This is a genomic window from Amycolatopsis jejuensis (assembly GCF_000717335.1).
Taxonomy (GTDB): domain Bacteria; phylum Actinomycetota; class Actinomycetes; order Mycobacteriales; family Pseudonocardiaceae; genus Amycolatopsis; species Amycolatopsis jejuensis.
In genome coordinates this window covers 456,795-471,793 of record NZ_JNYZ01000011.1, presented here as the reverse complement: position 1 = coordinate 471,793, position 14,999 = coordinate 456,795, and the positions used below count along the sequence as shown (strand labels likewise).

Below are 14,999 nucleotides of genomic sequence, written 5' to 3'. Positions count from 1 at the left end.
GGTGGCGGCCAGGCGGGTGACGTGGGTGGTGACCTGGGTGGTGGCCAGGCGGGTTGACCTGCTCTGGTGGGTTGACGCCCGCGACGGCGCGGTGCTCGACCTGGTGCCCGCGCCGAAGAGATGCTGTGGCGCACCGATCGCGCGGTCGACGCCGCGGTGCCGGAGGTTGTCGAACGCCCGCGTAGCCGTGTGGCACGTACGTGCAAGCGGCGCGGGTAGCCACGTCGATCGCCGATTCGGGCGACCGTGGTGGCCAGGCGGGCGACGCGGGTGGCGGCCAGTCGGGTTGACCTGCGCTGGTGGCTTGTCCCAGCGGGTACAGTCGAGGCCGGTCCAGCCGCCGGATGCCCGATCCGGTGCGGCCCCGATCATCGCGACCGCCGGTCTCCGCGGCACTTTCCGTGCTCCGGGCCTGCAAGTGGCGGCGGAAGAGGAGACCCATGCTCCTGTCCGGTCCCGAACGCCCGATGCCCCTGCCCGCCGCCGACGATCCGCAGGTACTGCGCCGTGCGTTGGCCGCCTACGTGCGCGAGGTCGCCGCGGCCGTCGGGGTGACCGTGGAGTGCACATCGTGCGAGGTGGCCGACACGGTCACCGCCTACGTTGCGCTCAGCGGGCGGTCACCGAGGTTCCCCGGACGGGATTTGATGCTGCTGTGGAGCGTGCGCCAAGGCTGGACCGTCGCGGTGGAGACGACGCCCGCCGAGCCCGCCCAGGTAGTGGCTCACCTGGGCGGGGACCTGACCCCGGAGCCGGAGCGGGTACGGCGTTTCGTGGACGACGTGCTCGGCGCGCGGGAAACGGCCCGCCCGGCCCGGCCGGTGCTGGCCGTGTCGAGCCACGGTGACCTGCGGACCCGGCTGGAGGAGTGCGTCAGGCGGTCTTGAGCTTGCGGGCCAGCCGTTCCGGGCGCGGCCAGCGGACGTGGGTGGCCCAGTTCAGCTTCTCGAACAGCCAGATCAGCCGCGCCGACGTGTCGAGCTGGCCGCGGCCGACGCCGTGCCGGGCCCCGGTCGGGTCCGCATGGTGGGAGTTGTGCCAGGACTCGCCGAAGGACAGGATCGCCAGCGGCCAGAAGTTGGACGAGCGGTCGCGCGCGTCGAACGGGCGCTCGCCGATCAGGTGGCACAGCGAGTTCACCGACCAGGTCACGTGGTGCAGCGCCGCGACCCGCACGAGCCCGGCCCAGAAGAACGCCGTGAGCGCGCCCCACCAGCTCATCGTGATCAGGCCGCCCAGCAGCGCGGGCATCAGCAGCGTCACCACGGTGAGCACCGGGAACAGCCGGTCGACCAGCCGCAGGTCGGCGTCGTCGAGCAGGTCGGGGGCGAAGCGGCGCGGGTTGGTCTTGTCGCGGTCGAACAGCCAGCCCATGTGCGCGTGCCAGAAGCCCTTCGCCAGCGCGGACGGCGAGGTGCCGAAACGCCACGGCGAATGCGGGTCGCCATCGCGGTCGGCGTACGCGTGGTGGCGGCGGTGGTCGGCGACCCAGGCGATCACCGGACCCTGCATCGCCATGCTGCCCGCGACGGCCAGCGCGATCCGCAGGCCGCGGCGCGCGCGGAAGGCGCCGTGCGTGAAGTACCGGTGAAATCCGATGGTGATGCCGAGCCCGGTGAGGTAGTAGAACCCGACGGCGAGCCCGATGTCGAGCCAGCTGAGTCCCCACCCCCAGGCCAGCGGTACCGCGGCGGCGACCGCCACGAGCGGGATCACCGCGAAGAGTTTCACCAGGAACGCCTCGGTGCCGGTCTTGCGGCCGGCGAGCATCGGCTCGGGGGCCGGGCGTTCCTCGGTCAGGGTGGCGGAGGGACTGGGGGTATCGATGGGGAACGCTCCTGTCGGGCTGGTCCGGCCACCGCGCTGTGCGGGGACCGAGGCCGCGGCGACGGCACCGTCCGGACGGGGGAACCCACTCCGGGACGGCAGCGTGCGTGCGATCGGCATTGCGGGGGAGGCCGGTCGCGACCTGCACTGGTCAACGTGGGATCATGCGCAGTGGTTCCCGGGGGCGGAAAAGTCCTGCCCGGCCGGGGAATTCGCGCAGAATGCGCCGGTGCGCTCCCGCGCGGGGAGCACACCGGCGCAGGGAAATCGTTCCCCGGTACGGGAAAACCCGCCCGGGGAACCGGATCACCCTGGTACTGCCTGATTTTCCGGCTACCGGAAGATCAGAGGGCGCGGACGCCGGTGGCCTGCGGGCCCTTCTGGCCCTGGCCCACCTCGAACTCCACGCGGGCGTTCTCCTCGAGGCTGCGGAAGCCGTTGCCCTGGATCTCCGAGTAGTGCACGAACACGTCGGCTCCGCCGTCGTCCGGGCTGATGAACCCGAAGCCCTTTTCGGCGTTGAACCACTTCACGGTGCCTTGCGTCATAAAAACGATCTCCATCGGACGAAACAATCGGATGCCACCTCGGCATCCGGGCCGGCAACCGAGCGAGTGTGCTTCCGGAGACGGAAATCACCACGCCCGCTACATCTTGCGAGCGTGGCTGCGGGACGTACCCACCGCACGAACACAAAACATGACCGGCGCCAGTAAAGCACGCGGCGACCGATCGCACCAGGGCTGCGGCCTGCGCGGTCCTATGTGGACGTCCCGGCGGCACCGCTGCGCGGCCCGGGCCCGGCCGGAGTAGCGTCAGCGAGGTCGAGAAGCCCCATCGCGCGCCGGTACTCGAACCGGCGTCGTCCTCGGCGGCACGGAGCCCCCCGAGCCCTGCTGCCGCCGTCGGCCCCTTCCACCTCGACGAGGAGCGACATGCGCTCGGAACGACGTCCGCTGTCCGCCGAAACCAGTGAGTTCGCCCGCGCCCGGATCACCGCCGAACAGGACCTGTGCGTGCGGCAGGACCAGGCCGTCCGCACGGTGGCCGGGTTCGCCCATGATGCCGACGACCTGCGTGGCCTGCTGGAAATGCTCGGCCTGGAGGCCCGCCGGTCCTGATTCCGCGGGACCGGGTCGGCCGGGCGGCGGAATCCGGTGCTCGATCAGCGGGCGGGTGGGGGAGTATCGCCTCGTCGGGGGACTGGGCTCGCCGGTGGGGAGAGCGCGGGCCCGTTCGCCTTGGCCGTGGCGGCAAGCGAAGTACCCGGCCGGTGCGGGCTACCGCCAAGGCGGCGGAATCCGGCGGGTGATCAGCCGCTCGTCCGGTGACCGGCAGTGGGTCATGCGCGGCTGCCTCGCCCGGCGGTCCTGATTCCGCGGCCTCAGACCAGCCAAACAGCAGAATCCGGCGCAAGCCGCCCTTCGACCAGTGGGCTGCTGGTCAGCAGCACCTCCCCGGGCGGGAGCGCGATCGAACTCGCCGACGTGTTCAGCGCGCAGATCAGCCCGCCCCGCCCGCGGCGGAACGCGAAGCATCCTGCCGGGGCGCCGTACCACTCGAGATCGTCGCCGACCCGGAACGCCGGGTGCGTTTTCCGCAGCTGCAGCGCCCGGCGGTACAGCGACAGCGTGGACTCCGGGTCCGGCAGCTGCCGCGCCACGGTGAGGCCCGCCCAGTCCGGCGGCATCGGCAGCCAGGTGTGCGGCGTGCGGGAAAATCCGTACGGCGGAAGGGTTCCTTCCCACGGAATCGGTACCCGTTCACCGTCCCGGCTGTATTCCGGGCCCTGCGTCCGGGCCCGGGGGTCGGCCATGGCCTCGGGGGGCAGTGACACGTTGGGCAGGCCCAGCTCCTCGCCCTGGTACAGGTAGATCGTGCCGGGCATGGCCAGCTCCACCAGCGCCATCGCGCGGGCCCGGCGAACCCCGGCCGCACCGCCGCCGTACCGGCTCGCCGCGCGCCACACGTCGTGGTTGGACAGCGTCCACGTCGCCGGCGCCCCGGCCGCCCGCGGCACCGCCAGCGACCGCTCGATCGACGTACGCATCGCGTCCGCGTCGAAATGGGTCAGGACCAGGCGGAAGTTGAACGCCAGGTGCAGCTCGTCCGGCCGCAGGTAGCGGGCCAGCCGCTCCTCGTCGTGCACCCAGATCTCGCCGACGGCCATCGCGTCCGGGTACTCGTCGAGCACCTTGCGGATCATCTGGTGCACCTCGTGCACGCCGTCGTCGTCGAACCGCGGGTCGTAGTACTCGCCACCGCCGAACTCCGGGGCCCGCGGGTCCATGTCGGGCAGTCCCGGCGGTTTCGACATTCCGTGCGCCACGTCGATGCGGAATCCGTCGACCCCGCGGTCGAGCCAGAACCGCAGGGTGCGCTCCAGGTCGTAGCGGACGTCGGCATTCGCCCAGTTGAGATCCGGCTGCTGCGGGGCGAAGAGGTGCAGGTACCACTGCCCGTCCGGCACCCGCGTCCACGCCGGTCCGCCGAACACGCTGACCCAGTTGTTGGGCGGCTCGGCCCCGCGCGGCCCGCGACCGTCGCGGAACAGGTACCGCTCCCGCTCCGGGCTGCCCCGTCCGGCGGCCAGCGCCGACTTGAACCATTCGTGCTGGTTGCTCGTGTGGTTCGGCACCACGTCCACGGTGACCCGGATGCCGCGCCGGTGCGCCTCGGTGAGCAGCACGTCGAAGTCGCCGAGGGTGCCGAACATCGGGTCGACGTCGCGCGGGTGCGAGACGTCGTAGCCGTGGTCGGCCATCGGGGAGCGGTAGAACGGCGTGAGCCACAGCGCGTCGACGCCCAGCTGCTCCAGGTAGTCGAGCCGGCTGCGGATGCCCTCGAGGTCGCCGATGCCGTCGCCGTCGGAATCGGCGAACGAGCGCACGTAGACCTCGTAGAACACCGCGTCCGACCACCACGACGGCCGCCGGGGTCTCATCACCCGAAGCTGTTCATCATGCTGTGCGCCGCCATTTCGAGGTACGCCCACAGCTCGCCGCGGTAGGGCTCGGGCAGGTCCTCCTCCTCGACCGCGATGCGGATCGCGCGCAGCCAGGCGTCCCGTTCGATCGGGCCGATCTTGAACGGCGCGTGCCGCATCCGCAGCCGCGGGTGGCCGCGGCGGTCGGAGTAGGTGTGCGGGCCGCCCCAGTACTGGATGAGGAACAGCCGGAACCGCTCCTCCGCCGGGCCGAGGTCCTCCTCCGGGTAGAGCGGGCGCAGCACCTCGTCGCGCGCCACCTCCTCGTAGAACCGCGCGACGATCCGGCGGAAGGTCGGTTCTCCGCCCACCGCCTCGTACAGGTTCGCCGGTTCCGGCTCACTCACAGTCGACACTCCTCCATCTTGCCCTGCCGCCGCGGCGTGGTGTGCCCGGCTATTTGTCCGCTTGCGGGGCGGACATGAACCGGCCGAGCGGCGGTTCGAAGCCGGCCTCCTCGAGCGCGCCGAGCAGCTGCCCGCGCAACGCCCGCTGCACGGCCCACTGCTTGCCAGGTCGCACCTTCACGGTGAGTCGTAACACGATGCCCTCCGGAGTCACCTTTTCGACACCGAGCATCTCCACCGGCTCCAGCACGTTCGCCGCCAGCCCGTCGGTCTCGACCGCGCGTGTGGCGGCGTCGGTGAGCACGGTCGTCGCCCGGTCGACGTCCGCGGAGTACCCGAGCGGCACGTCCACGACGGCGACCGCGAAGCCCTGGCTGGAGTTGCCGACGCGCAGCACCTCGCCGTTGCGCACGTACCAGACCGTGCCCTGCAGGTCGCGCAGCGTGGTGATGCGCAAGCCGACGGCCTCGACGGTGCCGGTGGCCGAGCCGATGTCCACGACGTCGCCGACGCCGTACTGGTCCTCCATCATCATGAACATGCCGGACAGGAAGTCCTTGACCAGGTTCTGCGCACCGAACCCGAGCGCGACGCCGACGATCCCGGCCGACGCGATGATCGGCGCCAGGTCGATGCCCAGCTCGCCGAGCACGAGGATGCAGGCGAGGCCGTAGATCAGGAACGTGGCCATCGACTTCAGCACCGAGCCGATCGTGGTGGCCCGCTGCCTGCGGCGTTCGATCACGGCCGGGCCGAGCACGTCCGGCGCGCGTTCGCGCAGCGGTCTGAGCAGGGCCGGGATCTTCCCGCCGCCGTTGGGCAGCGTGGTGACCCGTTCGATCAGCCGCTTTGTGAGATACCGCACCACGAAGGCGACGACGACGATGAGGACGATCCGCAGTGGCTTCGTGACGAGCCAGCCTGCCGAGCCGGCGAGCCACTCGTTGTGCGTGACCGAGTAGACCTGCGCGCACCACGTTCCCGCTTCGGAGATGCAGGCGGGCGGTGCGCTGAGCACGACGTTCACGAGCTGGCGATCCTTTCTGCGCGGCGGGGCCGCTCGGGGGACTGCAGGGGCGGTGCTTGCCGGGGGTTGCCGGGGGCCCGCCGGAGCTTGGCCGGGCCTGTTCCGGCGTTGTTCGGGTTTGTCCGGGCCTGTGTACCGGGTCGCTCCCGGCGGCGGGCGGGCGGCCCGTGGGTGGCCGCCGGGTCGCGGGTATGTGACACGTCACGGAACACACGTGCGCCGGGGCCCCGATGTGTGGTCGACTATGCCTGCACCGGTGGAGGTGGTCGAGTGCCAGACCGACAACCCGTCCCCCTCGGCGGCGCCGGCCAAGCCATGGCCGAGCTGTCGCCGGAGACGGTCCTGCGTGCCTGCCCGGGAGGGTCCGCATCCGGCGGAACCGTCCCGTCCGGGCCGGGGAACCGTCCAGGGGGAGTGTCCCGTCCGCCCGGACAGCGTAGAGCCCGCGATCCGGTCGCTCCGGCGTGGGGCCGCCGCCGGGTCCTCCTGCTCAACGCCACTTTCGAACCGCTCACCGCGGTCCCGCTGCGCCGCGCGGTGGTGCTGGTGATGTGCGGGAAGGCGGAAGTGGTCCACGGCGATGCGGAGGGCGGCGAACTGCACGCCGCGACCGTATCGCTGCCCGTGCCGTCGGTGATCCGGCTCAGCACGTACGTGCGCGTCCCATACCGCGCGAAGGTGCCGCTGACCAGGGCCGGGCTGATGCACCGCGACCGGTACCGCTGCGCCTACTGCGGCGGCCGGGCCGAGACGATCGACCACGTGGTCCCGCGCAGCCGGGGCGGCCCGCACAGCTGGACGAACTGCGTGGCCTGCTGCGCCAAGTGCAACCACCGCAAGGCAGACCGGCTGCTGGCCGAGATCGGCTGGCGGCTGCGCGTGGTGCCGCGCGCCCCGCACGGCCCGCATTGGCGGCTGCTGGCGCATTCGAAGGAGGCCGACCCGTTGTGGCGGCCTTATCTCGGATCGGCGGCTTAGCGGCGGTCGTTGCCGGCCGGCAGCTTCCGGACCCGGGAAACGTCGGCGCCCCGGCAGCCTGTGCGGCGGCCGGGGCGAGCCGATGGACCTGCTCGACGTTCTGCTTTCTGCCGTGCTTCCGTCGTGCGGTACCGGGTCAGGCGGCGAGGCTGTAGTCGGCCTGGCAGGTGACGCGGGTGCCCATCGTGACGCGGGTGCCCCGGGTGACCCTCGTGCCACGGGTGACGCGGGTGCCCATCGTGACCCGAGTGCCTGCCGTGACCCGGGTGCCGCGAGTGACCCGGGTGCCCATGGTGACCCGAGTACCCATCGTGACGCGGGTACCGGCCGTCACGCGCGTGCCACGAGTGACCCGCGTGCCGCGAGTGACGCGGGTTCCGCAGGTGACGCGCGTGCCTGCCGTGACGCGAGTGCCGCGGGTGACCCGGGTGCCACGAGTAACCCGTGTGCCGGACGTCACACGCGTTCCGGGCACGAATTCGGTCTCACTGGGTGACGAAATGGTCTCGGTGATCGCCTGAGCGGGGGGCTGGACGCTCTGCATGAGGTGTCCTCCTGGGACCGGTGCGTTACCTGCTGGGGCTGAGGAGCCGGGCGCAAGGCCCGTACAGGTGAAAAAGCTACGAGGATTTCAAGGTTCCGACAAGGCGGCATCGGCTGTTACGGCCGCCTGTACGGTGAGTTGCCATCTTTCGGCCCGCTGCCCTTCGCCCCAACGTTCCAGCGGAGGCGGGCCAAGCGGCGGACGGACGTTCTCCCGCGACGAGCGGTCGCCCTCCGGCGCGGCGCCGCGCGGTGCGCGCGGGGGCCATCCGATACGCTCACCGGCGTGAACGTTGTCGAGACGATCCTGGTCTACGCGGTCATCCCCCTGGCCATCTACTTGGTGGTCGGTGCTGCCACCCTGCGGAAGAAGTTCTCGGGGACGCCGCGGTACCGGCCCGGACAGCCGTGGGAGTACCCCGCGATGTGGTGGTCCGCCAACCCGGACGGCGTCGGCGCCGTGCACGGGGCGGCGGCCGAAGTGAAGGTGGCGCCCGCGGGCGCTTCGACGGCCGCAGGAGGCGCTCGTGGCAAGTGGTGAGCTGACCCGGCAGGTCGCGGAGGAGGACCTGGCGTTCGGCGAGGTCGTCACCAACAGCGGGCGGATTTCGGCGGCGAAGATGTACGAGCCCGCCGCGCCCGCCACGCCGTTCACGGTGCAGCAGCTGGCCCGCCTCGACGAGGCGCTCACGTTCGCCACGCGCGAGTCCGGCCTCGGCTTCAGCATCTACCTCGGCGACCTCGGCGGGGAAACCCGCGCCGGTGCGGAGAAACTGCACGCGTCCACCGACGACCCGTCGAACGCGGTGCTGCTCGCCGTGTCACCGGCGCAGCGCGCGATCGAGATCGTCACCGGCGAGCGGTCGCACTCGCGGCTGCCGGACCGCGGCGCGAACCTCGCGGTCGCGAGCATGGTCGCGTCCTTCAAGGAAGGCGACCTCGTCGGCGGTCTCGTCAACGCCCTGCGCATGCTGAGCGACCAGGCAGGCCCCGAACCGAAGCACTGACCCCCGGTCCGAAGTCCGTGAAGGGAACCATGAGGGAATCAGATTCCCTGATGGTTCCCTTCACGGCTTTTCAGGACTGGCTGTCGAACTCCCGGGCGGCGAGGGCGCGCACGATGCCCGCGCGGCCTTCCGATACGAGACGGCGCAGGGCGGCCGGGTGGTCGCTCTCGAGCCATTCGTCGGACGCGTGCACCGTGGCCGGTTCGACCGCCCACGACGGGTACAGCCCGATTGCCGTCGGCTGCGCGCGTTCGCTCGAGCGGCGGGCCCACACCTCGTCGATCACCTCGAAATACCGCGCGACGTAGTCGCCGAGCAGGTGTTTCTGGCCCGGGTGGGAGAACCCGGAGATGAGCGCGTCGCTGACGGCGTTGGGGATCTCGTCGTCGTAGATCGCCCGCTGCCACGTGTCCGCCTTCGCCTCGGCGGTGGGCTGCAGGGCCCGCGAACGTTCGGCGTGGCGGCGGCCCGCGGCGGTGTCGTCGCGCTGCTGCTCGGCGTCGATCTCCGTGGTACCTGCCTTGCCGTGCGCGACCAGCGCCTGCAGCAGCCGCCAGCGCAGGTCGGTGTCCACGGTGAGACCCGGCAGCGGCGCGGACCCGTCCAGCCACCCGGCGATCACCGTGCTCGTGGCGTCGTCGAGCACGCCACCGGCCAGCGAGTTCACGAACGCCAGCTGGTGGTCGGAACCGGCCTCGGCGGTACGCGCCAGCTCCAGCAGCCGCCCGCTGAGCGCGGGCCAGCCCTCGGCGGCCGCCCACTTCTGGTCGGCGTAGGAGTTGAGCGCGGTCTGCGCCTGCAGCAGCAGCCGCTGTACCACGCCCACCTCGCTTTCGGCGTGGATCCCGCGCGCCACCAGGGTGACGAAATCGCGCGCCTTGAGCTCGGCCTCGCGTGTCATCTCCCACGCGGCCGACCAGCACAGCGTCCGCGGCAGCGGTTCGGTGATGTCGGCGATCCGGTCGATCAGCGTGGTGAGCGACGCCGGGTCGAGCCGCATCGTGCAGTAGGTGAGATCGTCGTCGTTGACCAGCACGAGCTTGCCCGCCGGTTTCCCGGCCAGCTGCGGGACCTCGGTACGGTCGCCGGACACGTCGAGCTCCACCCGCTCGGTGCGCACGATCTTGCCCGCGACGTCGTCGTACACGCCGACCGCGACGCGGTGCGTGCGCAGCTCCCCGGCGCCCGGCTTGGCGCCGGTCTGGACCACGGCGAACGACGCGAACGTGCCGTCCGCGGCGATCTCGTAGCGCGGGCTGAGCGAGTTGAGGCCGGTGGTCTCCAGCCACTGCGCGCTCCACCACGACAGGTCGCGGCCGGACGCCTCTTCCAGCGCGGCCAGCAGGTCGGCCAGCGTGGCGTTGCCCCATGCGTGCTTGCCGAAGTAGACCTTGAGGCCGTCGAGGAAATGCTCGATCCCGACGTACGACACGAGCTGCTTGAGCACGCTCGCGCCCTTGGCGTAGGTGATGCCGTCGAAGTTCACCTCGACCGCGTGCAGGTCGACGATGTCGGCCGCGATCGGATGCGTGGAGGGCAGCTGGTCCTGCCGGTACGCCCAGGACTTCTCGATGTTCGCGAAGCTCGTCCAGGCGTTCTGGTACTCGGTGGCCTCGGCCTGGGCGAACACGCTCGCGAACGTCGCGAACGACTCGTTCAGCCACAGGTCGTCCCACCAGCGCATGGTGACCAGGTCGCCGAACCACATGTGCGCCATCTCGTGCAGCAGCGTTTCGGCACGCCGCTCGTAGGCGTAGCGGGTGACGCGGCTGCGGAACACGTAGTCCTCGAGGAACGTGACCGCGCCGGCGTTCTCCATCGCACCCGCATTGAACTCCGGCACGAACAGCTGGTCGTACTTGGAGAACGGGTACGGCGTGCCGAATTTCTCGTGGTAGAAGCCGAAACCCTGCTTGGTCTCGACGAACAGCCGGTCGGCGTCCATGTGCTCGGCGAGCGACGCGCGGCAGTAGATGCCCAGCGGGATCGTCTTGTGCGCGTCCCGGTATTCGTCGCGCCATTCGGCGTACGGGCCTGCGATGAGCGCCACGAGGTAGGTCGAAATGCGCTCGGATTCGGCGAACTTCGTGCGCCGCGCACCGTCCGGGGTGTCCTCGGCTTCGGCGATCAGCGCGTTGGACACCACCTTCCAGTCGCGCGGTGCGTGCACGGTGAGCCGGTACACCGACTTCAGGTCCGGCTGGTCGAAGCAGGCGAACATGCGCTTGGCGTCGGCGGTCTCGAACTGCGTGTACAGGTACACGCCGTCGTCGACCGGGTCGACGAAGCGGTGCAGGCCCTCGCCGGTGTTCATGTAGCGGCAGTCGGCGGTGACGACGAGCTCGTTCTCCGCGGCAAGGCCGGGGAGAACGACGCCGTTGTCCTCGACGTAGCCGCTCACGTCCAGCTCGGTGCCGTTCAGCACGGCCGAGCGCACGCCTTCGGCGACGAGGTCGATCCACGACGATTCGCCGGGACGGCTGCAGGAGAACCGCACCGTGGTGGTGGAGCGGAACGTCTTCTCCCCTGGACGGCCGTGGCCGTCGGTCAGGTCCAGCTCGAGGTCGTAGGACGACACGTCCAGCAGGCCGGAGCGCTGCTTGGCTTCGTCACGCGTCAGGTTGGGGGCGGGCACGGGCACCTCTGGTCTTCGAGTCCGGTTGGCACGACGTCAAGCATCCAATCATGGCGGGAGGGGAACGGGCGACCAGGGAACAACGTGGCGGGTCCCCGGCGTTGGCCCGCAGTGCGGGGGTAGCTCCGCCGTTCCGGTGCGCGCCGGGGCGAAACTTTGCCGAGGAGCTCGTGAAGATGACTGCAGCGTCCCAGCCTGCGAAGGTGGACTTCTACTTCGACCCGCTCTGCCCGTTCGCGTGGATCACCTCGCGCTGGATCCTCGAGGTCGAAAAGCACCGCGAGCTGGATCTGAACTTCCGGGTGATGAGCCTGTCGGTGCTGAACGAGGGGCGGGAAGGACTGCCGGAGCGGTACAAGGCACTGCTGAGCGACGGCTGGGCGCCGGTTCGGGTGGCGACGTTGCTCGCGGAGAAGGAGGGGCAGGAGGCGGTGCGGAACTTCTACACCGAGTTCGGCACCCGCTACCACAACCAGGGCAACGAGGACCGCAAGCTCGTGGTCAAGGAGGCACTCGCCGCGATCGGTGCGCCGGCCGAGTACGCGGAGGCAGGCGAGACCGACGAGTACGACGAGGCCCTGCGCAAGAGCCACCACGAGGGCATGGACCCGGTCGGCATGGATGTCGGCACGCCGACTCTCCACGTGAACGGCGTCGCGTTCTTCGGCCCGGTGCTCAGCTCGATCCCGCGTGGCGAAGACGCGCTGAAGCTGTTCGACGGCGCGGTCGCGATGGCGAGCTACCCGGACTTCTTCGAGCTGAAGCGCACCCGGACCGGAGACCTGAACTTCAACTGACGCGTGCGCCGAAGGCCGCGCGGGTGACGTCTTCCGGGTAAGGCGAGGCGGCGACGTCGTTCGTGTCGCGTAGTTCGAGCAGCGTGCGCAGGCCGTCGCGGTGCTTGCGGACGAAGGCGGCGTCCACCGGTTCGCCGTGCCCGGGCACGACGACACGCGGTTCGAGGGCCAGCAGGACGTCCATCGCGGCGGGCCATCGGGCGAGGTCGCTGTCGGGGTTGAACGAGAACGCGGTGAACCCGTGCGGACCGTGCTCGACGACGTCCCCGGCGAAGACGACCCCCGCGTCCGGCACGTGGACCAGGAGATCATGGCCGGTGTGCGCGGGGCCGGGATGCACGAGCGCCACGGTGCGGCCGCCGAGGTCGAGCTCGGCCCGGTCGTCGACGAGCCGGTCCGGCAGCATGATCCCGGTGCGCCCGAGCGCGTCGGCGATGGCGGGTTTGCCTTCTTCGCCGCGGTAGTAGGCGATCCACTTCTGCCTGGCCGTTTCGCCGTGCTGCACGAGTTCGGTGCGGCAGGCGGAGTGCGCCCAGACGTCGCAGGGGAGGAACGGAGTGGTGCCGAAGGCGTGGTCGAAGTGCGCGTGGGTGTAGACGACGGCCCAGGGCAGATCGGTGAGCTCCCGCACGGCCCCGGCGAGCTCGGCACCCTGGTCGACGTCGCCGCGGGTGTCGATGACGAGACAGCTGGTGGCCCCCAGCACGAGGCCGGTGGTGAGGTCGAGCTCGTCGTATCGGCGGACGTACACGCGGTCGGCGATTTCGGTCCAGGTCACGGTGCCTCCAGAATCCCGTTCGACAGCATGGGCACGCTATCGCTGACGTCCTCTTGAGCGGCGAGGATTACGTCGTTTCCATTGCCGGTGGCGGCGAGTTCCGTACCGGAGGTGCAGGTTCGGAGCGCGGTCGGCACGTCGGTTGCCGCGTAGGCTGCTGCTGCCAGTGCCGCTTCCGCGGAGAGTTCGCCGCCCCCGCGGGCCAGCGCCGCGACGATCGCGTCTGCGCCAAGGTGATCTTCCACGCAGGGCCGCAGCGGACCGGAGTGCTCGCCGTCGCCGAACATGTTCACGCCCCAGCGTTCCCCGGCCGGGATCACGCCGATCGGGTTGCCGCCGGCGAGTTCGCGGGCTTTCGCGGCGGTCGCGGAGGCGTTGCGCAGGCATCCCACCAGCACGTGCGCGCCCGTTTGCGCGGCGGACGTGGAGAGCGTCGCGCCGTTGGGGGACGCCAGGGCGAGCAGGGTGCCGGACGGGATTTCCGTCACAGAGGACGGCCGGAGGGTCCACTCGTGCTCCCCGGCGATCACCGCGCCCGCCGTCCGGGCCTCGGCCACTCCGCGGGCGTCGCGCCGGCGGACCGGGAGTACCCGGGCGCCGCGGTTCAGCACGAGATCCGTTGTGGTGCTGAACGAAAGCACGTCCACCACGATCAGCACGGCGCAGGCGCGGCCGAGCACTTCGCCCTCCATTCGAGGCGGACGTCCGTGCCCGGCTGGTCCCCGATGTCCACCCCCGGAGCATGCCCGGTCCGTGGCGGGGTGGCACACTCCGCCTGTGCGTGTCTACTTGGGATCCGACCATGCCGGTTTCGAGCTGAAGAACCACCTTGTCCGCCACCTCGGCGAGCAGGGGCACGAGGTGACCGACATCGGTCCGTTCGTCTACGACGCGGCCGACGACTACCCGGCCTTCTGCGTCGAGACGGCCCGGCGCGTCGTCGCCGACGAGGGCAGCCTCGGGATCGTCATCGGCGGCTCCGGCAACGGTGAGCAGATCGCCGCGAACAAGGTGCCCGGTGCGCGCGCGGGGCTCGGGTGGAGTGTCGAGACCGCGAAGCTGTGCCGTCAGCACAACCACGCGCAGGTGCTCGGCGTCGGCGCCCGGATGCACTCGGTCGACCAGGCCACGGAGATCGTCGAAGCGTTCCTGGCCACGCCGCCGGACCCCGAGGAGCGGCACGCCCGCCGGGTACAGCAGCTGCTCGACTACGAGCGCACCGGTACCCCGCCGCCGCTGCCGGAGGCCTGATGCCCGAGGGGCACACGCTCCACCGGCTGGCCCGTCTCCACAAACGCCGTTACGCCGGTGCGCCGGTGACGGTCAGCAGTCCGCAGGGCAGGTTCGCCGCGGAGGCAGGGAAACTCGACGGGCAGGTGCTGGTCTCCGCGGAGGCGTACGGCAAGCACCTTTTCCACCACTACGGTCCATTGGGGACAGTGCATGTCCACTTGGGACTGTACGGCACCTTCGGCGAGTTTCCGTTGCCTGCAACCGAACCGGTGGGCCAGGTGCGGATGCGGCTGTCCGGCCGTACGCACTGGACCGACCTCCGCGGCCCGAACCGCTGCGAGCTGATCGACCCCGCGCAGGTCGACGCGATCAAGGCGCGGCTGGGCCCGGACCCGCTCCGCCGCGACGCCAAACCGGACCGCACGTGGGACCGGATCTCCCGCTCCCGCACCACGATTGCCGCGCTGCTGATGGATCAGGCAGTACTGGCCGGAGTCGGGAACGTGTACCGCGCGGAAGTGCTGTTCCGGCACGGGGTTTCGCCGATGCTGCCGGGCCGGGCACTGGACCGTGCACTGTGGGACGCGATGTGGGCGGACCTGGTGACGCTCATGCGTGCCGGAGTGCGCGTCGGCCGCATCGACACGGTCGCGCCGGAGCACCTGCCCGCCGCGATGGGCCGCGCACCGCGCGAAGATCGGCACGGCGGAGAGGTGTACGTCTACCGGCGTACCGGAATGCCTTGCCTGATCTGCGGAACGCCGGTGGCGCACCGGGACCTGGCCGGGCGGAACCTGTACTGGTGCCCGGTCTGCCAGCCCGCCTGACGCCGAGTTGCTCG

General features: G+C 70.9%; 17 protein-coding genes. 8 read left to right on the top strand and 9 right to left on the bottom strand.

The window, feature by feature from the left end; genetic code table 11:
- The first annotated feature begins 440 nt into the window (after positions 1 to 440).
- Positions 441 to 887: a DUF6292 family protein gene (locus OO71_RS17405; protein ID WP_245633693.1), complete on the top strand. Its 447-nt coding sequence runs from the start codon at positions 441 to 443 to the stop codon at positions 885 to 887.
- Here the strand turns inward: OO71_RS17405 and OO71_RS17400 are convergent.
- Positions 874 to 1,770, bottom strand: coding sequence for an acyl-CoA desaturase (locus tag OO71_RS17400; protein WP_033290773.1), 897 nt, complete (start codon positions 1,768 to 1,770; stop codon positions 874 to 876). The genes OO71_RS17405 and OO71_RS17400 overlap by 14 nt on opposite strands.
- 401 nt (positions 1,771 to 2,171) lie before the next feature.
- Complete coding sequence (locus OO71_RS17395) at positions 2,172 to 2,375, bottom strand: cold-shock protein (protein WP_033290772.1); 204 nt, start codon at positions 2,373 to 2,375, stop codon at positions 2,172 to 2,174.
- Between the two features lie 387 nt (positions 2,376 to 2,762).
- On the opposite strand from OO71_RS17395, the gene OO71_RS17390 reads away from it, so the two are divergent.
- Positions 2,763 to 2,948: a hypothetical protein gene (locus OO71_RS17390; protein WP_033290771.1), complete on the top strand. Its 186-nt coding sequence runs from the start codon at positions 2,763 to 2,765 to the stop codon at positions 2,946 to 2,948.
- 263 nt (positions 2,949 to 3,211) lie between these two features.
- Here the strand turns inward: OO71_RS17390 and OO71_RS17385 are convergent, their stop codons facing one another.
- From OO71_RS17385 to OO71_RS17375, 3 genes are read right to left on the bottom strand one after another with little or no spacing between them, the layout of a single operon-like run.
- Complete coding sequence (locus tag OO71_RS17385; protein WP_033290770.1) at positions 3,212 to 4,771, bottom strand: glycoside hydrolase family 13 protein; 1,560 nt, start codon at positions 4,769 to 4,771, stop codon at positions 3,212 to 3,214.
- On the bottom strand, positions 4,771 to 5,160 hold the full coding sequence (locus OO71_RS17380; protein WP_425388682.1) for a globin: 390 nt from the start codon (positions 5,158 to 5,160) through the stop codon (positions 4,771 to 4,773). The genes OO71_RS17385 and OO71_RS17380 overlap by 1 nt, the downstream gene beginning before the upstream one ends.
- Before the next feature lie 49 nt (positions 5,161 to 5,209).
- Entirely contained in the window at positions 5,210 to 6,187 is a 978-nt protein-coding gene (locus OO71_RS17375; RefSeq protein ID WP_033290768.1) for a mechanosensitive ion channel family protein, read from the bottom strand.
- A 270-nt stretch (positions 6,188 to 6,457) separates the two neighbouring features.
- Between OO71_RS17375 and OO71_RS17370 the strand changes: the two genes are divergently transcribed.
- Positions 6,458 to 7,165 carry an HNH endonuclease gene (locus tag OO71_RS17370; RefSeq protein WP_245633692.1) on the top strand — a complete coding sequence of 236 codons (708 nt, stop codon included), beginning with the start codon at positions 6,458 to 6,460 and terminating at the stop codon, positions 7,163 to 7,165.
- A 136-nt stretch (positions 7,166 to 7,301) separates the two neighbouring features.
- Here the strand turns inward: OO71_RS17370 and OO71_RS53350 are convergent, their stop codons facing one another.
- Positions 7,302 to 7,475 (bottom strand): hypothetical protein, encoded by a 174-nt coding sequence (locus tag OO71_RS53350; protein ID WP_425388681.1) that lies wholly within the window; start codon positions 7,473 to 7,475, stop codon positions 7,302 to 7,304.
- A gap of 519 nt (positions 7,476 to 7,994) precedes the next feature.
- Between OO71_RS53350 and ctaJ the strand changes: the two genes are divergently transcribed.
- Positions 7,995 to 8,249, top strand: a complete 255-nt coding sequence (gene ctaJ, locus OO71_RS17360) for an aa3-type cytochrome oxidase subunit CtaJ (protein ID WP_033290766.1) — start codon at positions 7,995 to 7,997, stop codon at positions 8,247 to 8,249.
- The gene (locus tag OO71_RS17355) at positions 8,236 to 8,715 is read left to right on the top strand and encodes a DUF5130 family protein (protein WP_033290765.1); all 480 of its coding nucleotides are present in this window, start codon (positions 8,236 to 8,238) and stop codon (positions 8,713 to 8,715) included. The genes ctaJ and OO71_RS17355 overlap by 14 nt, the downstream gene beginning before the upstream one ends.
- Before the next feature lie 70 nt (positions 8,716 to 8,785).
- Here the strand turns inward: OO71_RS17355 and pepN are convergent, their stop codons facing one another.
- Positions 8,786 to 11,350: an aminopeptidase N gene (pepN, locus tag OO71_RS17350; RefSeq protein WP_033290764.1), complete on the bottom strand. Its 2,565-nt coding sequence runs from the start codon at positions 11,348 to 11,350 to the stop codon at positions 8,786 to 8,788.
- Positions 11,351 to 11,526: 176 nt separating this feature from the next.
- On the opposite strand from pepN, the gene OO71_RS17345 reads away from it, so the two are divergent.
- On the top strand, positions 11,527 to 12,147 hold the full coding sequence (locus OO71_RS17345; RefSeq protein WP_033290763.1) for a mycothiol-dependent nitroreductase Rv2466c family protein: 621 nt from the start codon (positions 11,527 to 11,529) through the stop codon (positions 12,145 to 12,147).
- Here the strand turns inward: OO71_RS17345 and OO71_RS17340 are convergent.
- Together OO71_RS17340 and OO71_RS46465 are read right to left on the bottom strand one after the other, a co-directional pair.
- Positions 12,140 to 12,925, bottom strand: a complete 786-nt coding sequence (locus OO71_RS17340) for an MBL fold metallo-hydrolase (RefSeq protein WP_033290762.1) — start codon at positions 12,923 to 12,925, stop codon at positions 12,140 to 12,142. The two genes, OO71_RS17345 and OO71_RS17340, sit on opposite strands and share 8 nt — an antisense overlap.
- A complete protein-coding gene (locus OO71_RS46465) occupies positions 12,922 to 13,617 on the bottom strand; it encodes a 2-phosphosulfolactate phosphatase (protein ID WP_156096339.1) in 696 nt (231 codons plus the stop codon). The genes OO71_RS17340 and OO71_RS46465 overlap by 4 nt, the downstream gene beginning before the upstream one ends.
- An 85-nt stretch (positions 13,618 to 13,702) precedes the next feature.
- Between OO71_RS46465 and OO71_RS17330 the strand changes: the two genes are divergently transcribed.
- Both OO71_RS17330 and OO71_RS17325 read left to right on the top strand, forming a co-directional pair.
- On the top strand, positions 13,703 to 14,176 hold the full coding sequence (locus OO71_RS17330; protein WP_033290761.1) for a ribose-5-phosphate isomerase: 474 nt from the start codon (positions 13,703 to 13,705) through the stop codon (positions 14,174 to 14,176).
- On the top strand, positions 14,176 to 14,985 hold the full coding sequence (locus tag OO71_RS17325; RefSeq protein WP_033290760.1) for an Fpg/Nei family DNA glycosylase: 810 nt from the start codon (positions 14,176 to 14,178) through the stop codon (positions 14,983 to 14,985). The genes OO71_RS17330 and OO71_RS17325 overlap by 1 nt, the downstream gene beginning before the upstream one ends.
- The last annotated feature ends 14 nt before the right edge of the window (positions 14,986 to 14,999 follow it).

Coding starts and splice junctions, on each gene's coding strand:
- OO71_RS17405 (WP_245633693.1), top strand. CDS start 441: ATGCTCCTGTCCGGTCCCGAACGCCCGATGCCCCTGCCCGCCGCCGAC.
- OO71_RS17400 (WP_033290773.1), bottom strand. CDS start 1,770: ATGCTCGCCGGCCGCAAGACCGGCACCGAGGCGTTCCTGGTGAAACTC.
- OO71_RS17395 (WP_033290772.1), bottom strand. CDS start 2,375: ATGACGCAAGGCACCGTGAAGTGGTTCAACGCCGAAAAGGGCTTCGGG.
- OO71_RS17390 (WP_033290771.1), top strand. CDS start 2,763: ATGCGCTCGGAACGACGTCCGCTGTCCGCCGAAACCAGTGAGTTCGCC.
- OO71_RS17385 (WP_033290770.1), bottom strand. CDS start 4,771: ATGAGACCCCGGCGGCCGTCGTGGTGGTCGGACGCGGTGTTCTACGAG.
- OO71_RS53350 (WP_425388681.1), bottom strand. CDS start 7,475: ATGGGTACTCGGGTCACCATGGGCACCCGGGTCACTCGCGGCACCCGG.
- OO71_RS17345 (WP_033290763.1), top strand. CDS start 11,527: ATGACTGCAGCGTCCCAGCCTGCGAAGGTGGACTTCTACTTCGACCCG.
- OO71_RS46465 (WP_156096339.1), bottom strand. CDS start 13,617: ATGGAGGGCGAAGTGCTCGGCCGCGCCTGCGCCGTGCTGATCGTGGTG.
- OO71_RS17325 (WP_033290760.1), top strand. CDS start 14,176: ATGCCCGAGGGGCACACGCTCCACCGGCTGGCCCGTCTCCACAAACGC.